This is a genomic window from Streptomyces sp. NPDC006265 (genome assembly GCF_040613555.1).
GTDB lineage: Bacteria > Actinomycetota > Actinomycetes > Streptomycetales > Streptomycetaceae > Streptomyces.
The window spans coordinates 1-10078 of record NZ_JBEXSH010000270.1 but is presented as its reverse complement, the minus strand read 5'-3'; the positions used below and the strand labels follow the sequence as shown (position 1 = coordinate 10078).

At 71.2% G+C, this 10078-nt stretch carries 7 protein-coding genes and 3 pseudogenes; 7 read left to right on the top strand and 3 right to left on the bottom strand.

Annotation, left to right across the window (positions count from 1 at the left end):
- Positions 1 to 96: 96 nt before the first annotated feature.
- From ABZ281_RS22000 to ABZ281_RS21985, 4 genes and pseudogenes are all read left to right on the top strand, one after another.
- Positions 97 to 897 (top strand): annotated as a pseudogene (locus ABZ281_RS22000) (SDR family NAD(P)-dependent oxidoreductase); the annotation flags it as partial.
- A 145-nt stretch (positions 898 to 1042) separates the two neighbouring features.
- Positions 1043 to 1591, top strand: a complete 549-nt coding sequence (locus ABZ281_RS21995; protein ID WP_356657879.1) for an RNA 2'-phosphotransferase — start codon at positions 1043 to 1045, stop codon at positions 1589 to 1591.
- Positions 1592 to 1729: 138 nt separating this feature from the next.
- Positions 1730 to 2632, top strand: coding sequence for an LLM class flavin-dependent oxidoreductase (locus tag ABZ281_RS21990; protein ID WP_356657877.1), 903 nt, complete (start codon positions 1730 to 1732; stop codon positions 2630 to 2632).
- Between the two features lie 149 nt (positions 2633 to 2781).
- A complete protein-coding gene (locus tag ABZ281_RS21985) occupies positions 2782 to 3651 on the top strand; it encodes an HAD hydrolase family protein (RefSeq protein WP_356657875.1) in 870 nt (289 codons plus the stop codon).
- A gap of 19 nt (positions 3652 to 3670) precedes the next feature.
- On the opposite strand, the gene ABZ281_RS21980 is transcribed toward ABZ281_RS21985, so the two are convergent.
- The 3 genes and pseudogenes from ABZ281_RS21980 to pncB form a co-directional block, all read right to left on the bottom strand.
- Positions 3671 to 4744, bottom strand: coding sequence for a M23 family metallopeptidase (locus ABZ281_RS21980; RefSeq protein WP_356657873.1), 1074 nt, complete (start codon positions 4742 to 4744; stop codon positions 3671 to 3673).
- A gap of 128 nt (positions 4745 to 4872) precedes the next feature.
- A pseudogene (gene cydC, locus ABZ281_RS21975) lies at positions 4873 to 6608 on the bottom strand (thiol reductant ABC exporter subunit CydC); the annotation flags it as partial.
- Positions 6597 to 7421: pseudogene (gene pncB / locus ABZ281_RS21970) on the bottom strand (nicotinate phosphoribosyltransferase); the annotation flags it as partial. The pseudogenes pncB and cydC, both read right to left, overlap by 12 nt.
- 186 nt (positions 7422 to 7607) lie before the next feature.
- Between pncB and clpS the strand changes: the two are divergent.
- From clpS to ABZ281_RS21955, 3 genes are all read left to right on the top strand, one after another.
- Positions 7608 to 7925, top strand: coding sequence for an ATP-dependent Clp protease adapter ClpS (gene clpS / locus ABZ281_RS21965; RefSeq protein ID WP_031102986.1), 318 nt, complete (start codon positions 7608 to 7610; stop codon positions 7923 to 7925).
- A 32-nt stretch (positions 7926 to 7957) separates the two neighbouring features.
- On the top strand, positions 7958 to 8566 hold the full coding sequence (locus ABZ281_RS21960) for a DUF2017 domain-containing protein (protein ID WP_356657871.1): 609 nt from the start codon (positions 7958 to 7960) through the stop codon (positions 8564 to 8566).
- A gap of 364 nt (positions 8567 to 8930) precedes the next feature.
- Positions 8931 to 10078 (top strand): amino acid permease (locus ABZ281_RS21955; RefSeq protein ID WP_356657869.1); only part of this gene is annotated, 1148 nt, incomplete at its 3' end.

Here is a 10078-nt window from a genome sequence, read left to right as displayed (position 1 = left end):
GCCGGCACATCAGACGTCCTCCGACCGGGCCGTGCGGAACCCGGAGAAGATCTGCCGCCGGATCGGGTAGTCCCAGTTGCGGAAGGTGCCCCGGCCGTGCTGGTCACCGGTGCGGGCAGCGGCATTGGGCGGGCTACGGCGCTCGCGTTCGCCGAGGCCGGCGCCCGGGTGGTGGCCGTCGACCGGAACGCGGAGGCCGCGGCCCGCACCGCCGAGTCCTCCCTCCGGCTGGGCGCCCCCGATGCCTGGGCGGAGGCCGCCGACGTCTCCGACGAACAGGCCATGGAGAAGCTCGCCGACAAGGTCACCATGGAGTACGGAGTGGTGGACGTCCTCGTGAACAACGCCGGGATCGGGCTGTCCGGCTCCTTCTTCGACACCACCCCGGAGGACTGGAAGAAGGTCCTCGACGTCAACCTGTGGGGTGTCATCCACGGCTGCCGGCTCTTCGGCAGGCGGATGGCCGAGCGCGGGCAGGGCGGCCACATCGTCAACGTGGCGTCGGCCGCGGCCTACCAGCCGTCCCGGGCGCTGCCCGCGTACAGCACCTCCAAGGCCGCCGTGCTGATGCTCAGCGAGTGTCTGCGGGCCGAGCTCGCCGGGCAGGGGATCGGCGTGACCGCGGTCTGCCCCGGCATCGTGAACACCGCCATCACGTCGACGGCGCGCTTCGCCGGGGTCGATGCGCTGGAGGAGAAGCGGCTGCAGAAGCGCACCGCCCGTCTGTACGGGCTGCGGAACTATCCGCCTGAGAAGGTCGCCCGTGCGATCCTGCGGGCGGTGACGCGCAATGAGGCGGTGGTGCCGGTGACTCCGGAGGCGCGGGGTGCGCGCTGGCTGTCGCGGTGGGCGCCGGGGGCGCTGCGGGGCCTCGCGCGGGTGAAGCCGCCGGTGTGAGGCCGAGGGCTCAAAAACCTTGCGGTGAAGGCCAGTTGTCCACAGAACCGCCCATTCCCCTGTGGATAAACATACTTGGTTGTGGATCAAACCTCGGAAGTGAAACTCGATCGCGTGATTCCCGTCTCTTCCGCACCCTTGTGGGATGGACGAGAGACGCACCGTGAAGGTGTCGAAGTACCTGTCGAAGCATCTGCGCCACCAGCCCGAACGCATCGGGCTCACGCTCGACGAGGCCGGCTGGGTGGAGATCGACACGTTGATTGCCGCGGCCACCGCACACGGCTTCCGATTCACCCGCGACGAACTGGACCAGGTCGTCGCCACCAACGACAAGCGGCGTTTCGCCGTCGAAGGCACCCGGATCCGCGCCAGCCAGGGCCACAGCGTGGAGGTCGACCTAGGCCTGGCGCCGGCCGCCCCGCCCGCCCATCTCTACCACGGCACCGTCGCCCGCAGTCTGGACGCGATCCGGGCCGAGGGGCTCCGTCCGATGAACCGGCATGCCGTGCATCTCTCGCCCGACCGGGAGACGGCGACCCGCGTCGGCGCCCGCCGGGGCCGGCCGGTCGTGCTGGCTGTGGACGCGGGCGCCATGCACCACGACGGACATGTCTTCCACATGAGCGCGAACGGGGTCTGGCTGACCGAGGCCGTTCCGGCACGGTATCTGCGCTTCCCCGAACCGCACTGACCTGCCGCATCCGGCCGACCGCGCCACGACGACGATGTCGGCCCGACCGCGCCCTGTTCCCGTTTTCACCCGGGCGCGCACGGTGACTGTTTCACGTGAAACACGTGTCACCATCGTCGCTCCCTTACGCTCGATGCCATGAGTCTGCGTCTGAGCACCGTGATCCTCCCGTACCGCCGTTGGCACGAAGGCGGCCGTTCGGCCTGGACACGTGCCGAGCAGCTCGGCTTCCACACCGCGTACACCTACGACCACCTGTCCTGGCGCACCTTCCGGGACGGCCCGTGGTTCGGCGCCGTACCGACCCTCACGGCCGCCGCGAGCGTCACCGACCGGCTGCGGCTCGGCACGCTGGTGACCTCGCCGAACTTCCGGCACCCCGTGACCCTCGCCAAGGAGCTGATCTCCCTCGACGACATCTCCGGCGGGCGGGTCACGCTGGGTATCGGTGCGGGCGGCTCCGGCTTCGATGCCACCGCGCTCGGCCAGGAACCGTGGACGCCGCGCGAGCGCGCCGACCGCTTCGCCGAGTTCGTCCCGATGCTGGACCGGCTGCTCAGCGAGGACGCCGTGTCGTACGAGGGTGACTTCTACTCCGCCCACGAGGCGCGGAACATCCCCGGCTGCGTGCAGCGGCCCAGGCTGCCCTTCGCGGTGGCTGCCACCGGGCCGCGCGGGATGCGGCTCGCCGCCCGGTTCGGGCAGGCATGGGTGACCACCGGCGACCCCAAGCTGTACGACAACGGCACTCCTGAACAGTCGATTCAGGCCATTCGCGGGCAGGCGGAGACGCTCGACGACATCTGCGCCGAGGTCGGCCGGGACATGACCGATCTCGACCGGGTCCTGCTCACCGGATTCACGCCCGACCGTGTCGCCCCGCTCCAGTCCCTGAACGCGTTCGTGGACTTCGCCGGACGGCATGTGGAACTGGGCTTCACGGAGATCGTGATCCACTGGCCTATCCCCGACTCGCCGTTCGCAGCCGACGAGAAGGTCTTCGAGCAGATCGCGATGGAGGCGCCGGCGCAGCTGCGCTGAGGCGGTCGGGTGTGCCGGGGGCTCTGGCGAGGCCTCCTGGTGAAGGGCACCCGGCGAGACCTTGGTGAAAGGCTCCTGGTGAGGGCGGTATCCACTCACCTGTGCGGAGCCCCGCACGCCCGTGCAGGCATGTGCGGGACAATAGCCGGGTGACCTCAGCGACCCGACAGCCCGAGACCGCGGCCGAGACCCTCCCGCCGCGGCTGATCGCCACCGACCTCGACGGCACCCTGCTGCGCGACGACAAGTCGGTGTCCCCGCGCACGGTCGCCGCGCTGGCCGCCGCCGAGGAGGCGGGCATCGAGGTCTTCTTCGTCACGGGCCGCCCGGCCCGCTGGATGGACGTCGTCAGCGACCACGTGCACGGCCACGGCCTGGCGATCTGCGGCAACGGCGCCGCCGTGGTCGACCTGCACGGCGGCCCCGGCGCCCACCGGTTCGTGAAGGTGCGGGAGCTGGCCCGGGAGAACGCCCTGGACTCCGTACGGCGGCTGCGCGACGCGGCGCCGGGCACGGTGTACGCGGTGGAGCAGACGTACGGCTTCTATCAGGAGCCGGCGTACCCGAAGCTGCACATGGAGATACCGGACAGCCTCGCCCCGGCCGAGAAGCTGCTGGGCCCGGACCATCCGGCCGCCGCGGAGCCGGTGCTGAAGATCCTCGCCTACCACCCCGAGATCGACCCCGACGCCTTCCTGACCCTGGCCCGTCTCGCCATCGGCGACCGTGCCGACGTCACGCGCTCCAGCCCCAGCGCCCTGCTCGAGATCAGTGGCCCCGGAGTGTCCAAGGCCAGCACCCTCGCCCTGTGCTGTGCCGAGCGCGGCATCTCGCACGAGCAGGTCGTGGCCTTCGGCGACATGCCGAACGACGTGGAGATGCTGACCTGGGCGGGCCGGTCGTACGCGATGGGCAACGCGCACCCGGACGTGATCGCCGCCGCCTCGGGGCGGACGGTCGCGAACAACGACGACGGAGTGGCGGTCGTGATCGAGCAGTTGCTGACGGAACTGCCGTAGCCGCCGGGGCCGGGGGCTTTCAGAGGGACACCCCGCGCGCCGACAGCCACGACACCGGGTTCAGCGCCGAGCCCGACTCCGGTGTGACCCGGGCCTCGAAGTGCAGGTGCGGCCCGGTGGAGTTGCCCGTGGTGCCCGACTGGCCGATCCACTGCCCGGGGCTGACGTGCTCCCCCTGGTCGACCGCGAGGGAAGCGAGATGGGCGTACTGCGTGTAGTAGCCGCCCGCGTGCTTGAGCACGATCTCCATGCCGAAGGGACCACCGCAGGACACCTTCACGACCCGGCCCGCACCCACCGCCCGCACCGGAGTGCCGATCGGAACCGCGAAGTCCTGCCCGGTGTGCCGGTTCGACCACCGCGCACCACCGCTGCCGTAGGGCGCCGACAGCTCGTACGTCTCGACCGGCGCGACCCAGTCGCCGTCGGTCAAGCCCGTCTCCGGCTGATCCAGCCGGACGGCCCCACGGCACGCCCCGGCGGCGACCGCGGCGTCCGCCTGCCCCTGGAGCTCCGAGCGGGCCGCCTCCAGCTTCCGCTCGATGTCCGCCTTCAGACCGGCGAGCCGGATGTTGCGCTTCTCCAGCGCCTGCCACTGGGCCGCGGCCCTGGCCTCGTCCGCCGCGAGCCGGGCCTCGGCCCGCTTGTTCTTGGAGATCGCGTTGTTCACGGCGAGATCCGCCTGCGAGAAGGCGTGCTGGCCTCGCATCAGTCCCTCGGGGCTGTCGGCCAGAATCATGTGGGCGGCCACCGGCAGACCACCACTGCTGCGGTACTGCGCCCGCGCGATCCGGCCCAGATCCTCGTGCAGGACGGCGATGTGCCGCCGCTGCATGTCCAGGAGTGCCTCCGCACGCTGGGCTTCGGCCCGCTGGTCCTCGGCCTCCTTGCGCCCGGCCTCGTACTGCTGCGTCGCCACCGCGGCCTCCTCGTACAGCCGCACGACCTCGGCGCTGAGGCCGGTGGCCGGGCCGGTGCCGGTGCCGGTGTCGCTCCCGGGATCCTTGCCGGCCGCCGTCGGCCGGGCCGCGAGCACGGCCAGCGCGCACAGCAGGACCGGAACGAGCAGCCGATGACGGCGATATGAGCGCATGTCAGCGATCGTCACCCAGCACGGCCGACCCGGTCCTGTTCACGTCGTACGGCCGGGGGACCGGCTGCGCCGAACGGCCCAGTGCGCGCCGTTTCCGGACGCCGGCCGAGGGCGCCGAGGTCGAGGGCCTACCTCGCCCCCACCAACGACTCCGCCGCCGCCTCCCGCTCAGCCATCCCCCGCAGCGGCCCGTCCGCCGCCAACAGCTCCGCGTACGGTCCGCGTTGCACCACCCGTCCCTCGTCCAGCACGATCACCTCGTCGACCGCTTCGAGGCCCGCCAGCCGGTGCGTGATGAGCAGCGTCGTCCGGCCCGCCGTGGCGGCCAGCAGATCGGCGGTGAGCGCATCGGCGGTCGCCAGGTCGAGGTGCTCGGCGGGCTCGTCCAGCACCAGCACGGGGAAGTCGGCGAGGAGTGCCCGGGCCAGAGCCAGCCGCTGCCGCTGCCCTCCCGACAGCCGCGCCCCGTGCTCGCCGACGAGCGTGTCGAGCCCGTCGGGCAGGCTGTCGGCCCAGTCCAGCAGCCGGGCGCGGCCGAGCGCGCCGCGCAGCTGCTCCTCGGTGGCGTCCTTCCTGGCGAGCAGCAGGTTCTCGCGCAGCGAGCTGTCGAAGAGGTGCGCGTCCTGCGCACACAGCCCGACGAGCCCCCGTACGTCGTCACTGCGCAGCCCGTACGCGTTCACGCCCGCCAGTGTGTACGAGCCCGCCTGCGCGTCGAGGAACCGCAGCAATACCTGCGCCAGCGTGGTCTTGCCGGAGCCGGAAGGGCCGACCACGGCGATCCGGCGGCCCTCTTCGAGGGTCAGGCCCAGTCCGGCGAGGGCGTCCCGGTTCTGCCCGGCGTGCCGTGCGGTCAGCCCCGCGACGACAAGAGGGAACGGCGACGCGGGCGCCTGCCGGGGCCGCTCCGGCTCCCGCACGGGCTCCGGGGCGTCCAGCACTTCGTACACCCGCTCCGCACTCCGCCGCACGCGCTGCCGGTACTGCACGGCGAGCGGCAGCCCGAGCACGGCCTCGAAGGCGGCGAGCGGGGTGAGGACGACGACAGCCATGGTCACGCCGTCGAGCCGCCCGGAGGCGACCGCCTGCGCACCGACCAGCGCGGCGGCGGTGACGGTCAGTCCGGAGATCAGCGCGGTGAGGCCGTCGCCCAGGGCGGTGGCGGTGGCGGCGCGCGAGGTGATCCGGGTGAGCACCCCGTCGGCCTCGCGTGCCTGGGGGTCCGCACGGGCAGCGCACCGGCAACGGTCAGCTCCGCGGTGCCGGTGAGCAGGTCGGCCACCCGTGTCGCGAGCACCCCGCGGGCGGGCGCCAGCCTGTGCTCGGCCCGCCGGGCCACAGCGCCGGTGAGCAGCGGCACGCCGACCCCCGCCGCCAGGAGCCCGGCCGCGAGCACCGCCCCGGCCTCGGGCAGCAGCCATGCGGTGAAACCGACCGAGGCGGCCGACACGACGACGGCCGCCCCGGCCGGCAGCAGCCACCGCAGCCAGTAGTCCTGCAGCGCGTCCACGTCCGCCACCAGCCGGGAGAGCAGATCACCCCGGCGGACCCGGCGCAGCCCGGCCGGCGCCAGTCGCTCCAGCCTGCGGAACACCGCGACCCGGGTATCCGCCAGCATCCGCAGCACGGCGTCGTGCGACACCAGCCGCTCGGCGTACCGGAAGACGGCGCGTCCGATCCCGAACGCCCGCGTCGCGGTGACGGCCATCATCAGATACAGCACGGGCGGCTGCTGCGAGGCGCGCGAGATGAGCCACCCGGAGGTGGCCATGAGCCCCACGGCACTGCCCAGCGCGAGGCTCCCGAGCAGCAGCGCGAGCCCCAGACGTCCGCGCCGGGCGCCGGACAGGGCGCGGACGCGTGCGGCCACCAGCAGCAGATCCCCGGAGTCGATCCGCACCGCGCCCAGCTCGGTTCCGGCGACCTCGACGGCCGTGCGGACCGCCTCGGCGACGTCGTAGGTGTCCACCAGCAGGGTGGTGCCCCGGCCCAGCGTGTTCACCTGGGCCTGGAAGGCGTCGCGCTCGCTGTCGTGCAGCAGGGTGAAGGCGTGCGCGGAGGTGCCGACGGTCGGGATGCCGTAGCGGAAGCCGGCCGCGAGGTCGGAGGTGGTCGCGAAGCCGCCGACGTAGGCGGCCCGGGAGGCCGCCACCGCCGCCAGCTCGTGCGTGCGCCGGGCGCCCATCTCGATCAGCGGCCGGTCACCCGCGGCCGCCGACATCCGCGAGGCCGCCGCGGCGATCGCCGAGTCGTGGTTGAGGATCGAAAGGATCACGGTCTCCAGCAGCACGCACTCGGCGAAGGTGCCCTCGACCCGCATGATCGGCGAGCCCGGGAAGTACACCTCGCCCTCGGGGTAGCCCCAGATGTCGCCGCGGAACCGGTAGCCGGCCAGCCACTCCAGGGTCTCCTCGTCGACGATCTCCCGTTCGCGCAGGAAGGTCAGCACGGCCGTGTCGAAGCGGAAGTTCTCCACCGCGTCCAGCACCCGTCCGGTGCCGCCCACGACGCCGTAGCGGCGCCCGTTCGGCAGCCGCCGGGTGAAGACCTCGAACACGCTCCGCCGCTCGGCCGTGCCCGACGCGAGCGCGGCCCGCAGCATCGTCAGCTCGTACTGGTCCGTGAAGAGCGCCGTCGACGGAACATCCACCGGCAGCCCAAGGTCCGCTACGTCCACGTCAGCTCTCCTCGCCGTTTCTCGCCGTGTGGTGTGTCGGCCGGGGGTCCGGGGGTTCGCCCCCCGGTGTCCGCAGCATGGAGAGGAGCGTACCCCCATTTCGTCAATCTGACGATTGCGGTCCGCGGACACGCGATCGCCTTGCGGCCAGGCCCGTTTGTGCGACTACCCCCCTCGGGTGGCAGCATGGGCAGTGTGACGTCACCCGCGCCCCTGGAGATCGAACGCACCGAGTCGGCGGAGGAGGTCTTCGCCGTACCCGAGCCGGATGTCCCGTGGGTCACCATCGTCCACAACGACCCGGTCAATCTCATGAGCTACGTGACGTACGTCTTCCAGTCGTACTTCGGCTACTCCAAGGACAAGGCCACCAAGCTCATGCTCGACGTCCACCACAAGGGCCGGGCGGTCGTCTCCAGCGGCAGCCGCGAGGAGATGGAACGCGACGTGCAGGCCATGCACGGCTACGGCCTGTGGGCCACCCTCCAGCAGGACCGCAAGTAGCCAGCTCTCCGCCCAGCAGCGAAAAGGCGTTCATGCCCGGAACCTTCGAACCGCTCCCCGGCGGCGGCGCGGCCGTCGCCCTCGACGACGTCGAGATCTCCATCATCCGGTCGCTGGCCGTCCAGCTCCTGGAGCTCATCGGCCCCGGCCCCGCCGAGGACGCCCCCGACGATCCGCTCGCCGAGCTGTTCGCGGAGGGCCCGAGCGAGCCGCCCACCGACCCGGTGCTGCGGCGGCTCTTCCCGGACGCCTACAGCGACCCCGAGCAGCCCGCTTCGCCCCGGGACGCCGAGGAGCAGCGGGCGCACTCCGCGGAGTTCCGGCGGTACACCGAGAACGACCTGCGGGCCGGCAAGCGGGAGAGCGCCCTCGCGGTGATCCGCTCCCTCGACGCGCTCTCCTCGGCCGCGGCCGGCGAGGGCGGCGCGGTGCTGAAGCTGTCGCCGGCGGAGTCGCAGCAGTGGCTGGGCGCGCTGAACGACCTGCGGCTCGCGATCGGCTCACGGCTGGAGATCACCGAGGACGAGGACACCGACCTTCTCTACCGCCTCCCGGACGACGACCCCCGCAAGCCGATGGTGATGGCCTACCTCTGGCTCGGTGGACTCCAGGAGACGCTGGTCGGAACCCTTATGGCCTGATCAGCGCAGGTCTTGTGACCAGCGGGTGATCGATCGGTGTTCGCTCAGAGGACACTCAAATCCGGATAACGATCACGTCACCGCACCCGCCTTCTATGGTCACCTCGAAAGCGCTTTGTCCGCTTTTCTCTGTGTGGTGCGCCACATCCCACCCCTGTGCTCCGTGTTGCGGCCGTGATAGATCTTCACGACCGCCCGGCAGAACACCACCCGAATGTTCGGCCGGGTGCGCCACCGAGCCGGCAACCGCCGGCCAGGCACGAGCGGGCTTCCGGGCCCGCTCAGCTCCATCATTCCGGGGGGATCGAAACCCGATCCGAGGTCGACGCGGGCCCGGGTCGGCATGGAGAAAGGCGCACCACACATGACCTCTGCGCAGGTCGAATCGGAAAACGTCTCCGAAGAGGGGTACGAGCGCGGACTCGGCAGCCGCCAGGTCCAGATGATCGCGATCGGCGGCGCCATCGGCGTCGGCCTGTTCATGGGCGCCGGCGCGAACATCGCCAAGGCCGGCCCCAGCATCATCCTCATGTACGCCCTCGCGGGCGTCGTGATCTTCTTCATCATGCGGGCCCTGGGCGAGCTGCTCCTCTACCGGCCCGTCTCCGGCTCCTTCGCCGAGTACGCCCGTGAGTTTCTCGGCCCGTTCTTCGGGTTCGTCACGGGCTGGACGTACTGGCTCATGTGGGTGGTCACCGGCATGGCCGAGCTCACCGCCGCCGCGATATATATCCACTTCTGGTTCCCGGAGATCCCGCAGTGGGTCAGCGCCCTGGTCTTCCTGGTGGTGCTCTTCGGTGTCAACCTGATCTCCGTCAAGATCTTCGGAGAGGTCGAGTTCTGGTTCTCGATGATCAAGGTCACGGCCATCATCGGCATGATCGTCATCGGACTCGGCGTGCTCACCCTCGGCTTCTCCGACGCCGGTGACACCGCCGGCGTCTCCAACCTCTGGTCGCACGGCGGCTTCTTCCCGAACGGCATCGGCTCCAGCCTGATGACGCTGCAGGGCGTCATGTTCGCCTACCTCGCCGTCGAACTCGTCGGCGTCACCGCGGGCGAGTCCGAGAACCCCGAGAAGACCCTGCCCAAGGCCATCAACACGCTGCCCTGGCGCATCATCGTCTTCTACGTCGGCGCGCTGCTGGTGATCCTCTCCGTCGTCAAGTGGACCGAGTTCTCCGCCGGCGAGAGCCCCTTCGTCCACGCCTTCGGCGAGATCGGCATCCCGCTCGCCGCGGGCATCGTCAACTTCGTGGTGCTCACCGCGGCCCTGTCGTCCTGCAACTCGGGCATGTACTCCACCGGCCGCATGCTGCGCGACCTGGCCGCCAACAGCGAGGCCCCGCAGGCGTTCGCCAAGCTCAACGCCCGCAAGACGCCCGCCGTCGGCGTCACGGTCTCCGTCGCGCTCATGGGCATCGGCGTCGTCCTGAACTACGTCGTCCCGGAAAAGGCGTTCCTCTACGTCACCTCCGTCGCCACCGCGGCCGGCATCTGGACCTGGATGAT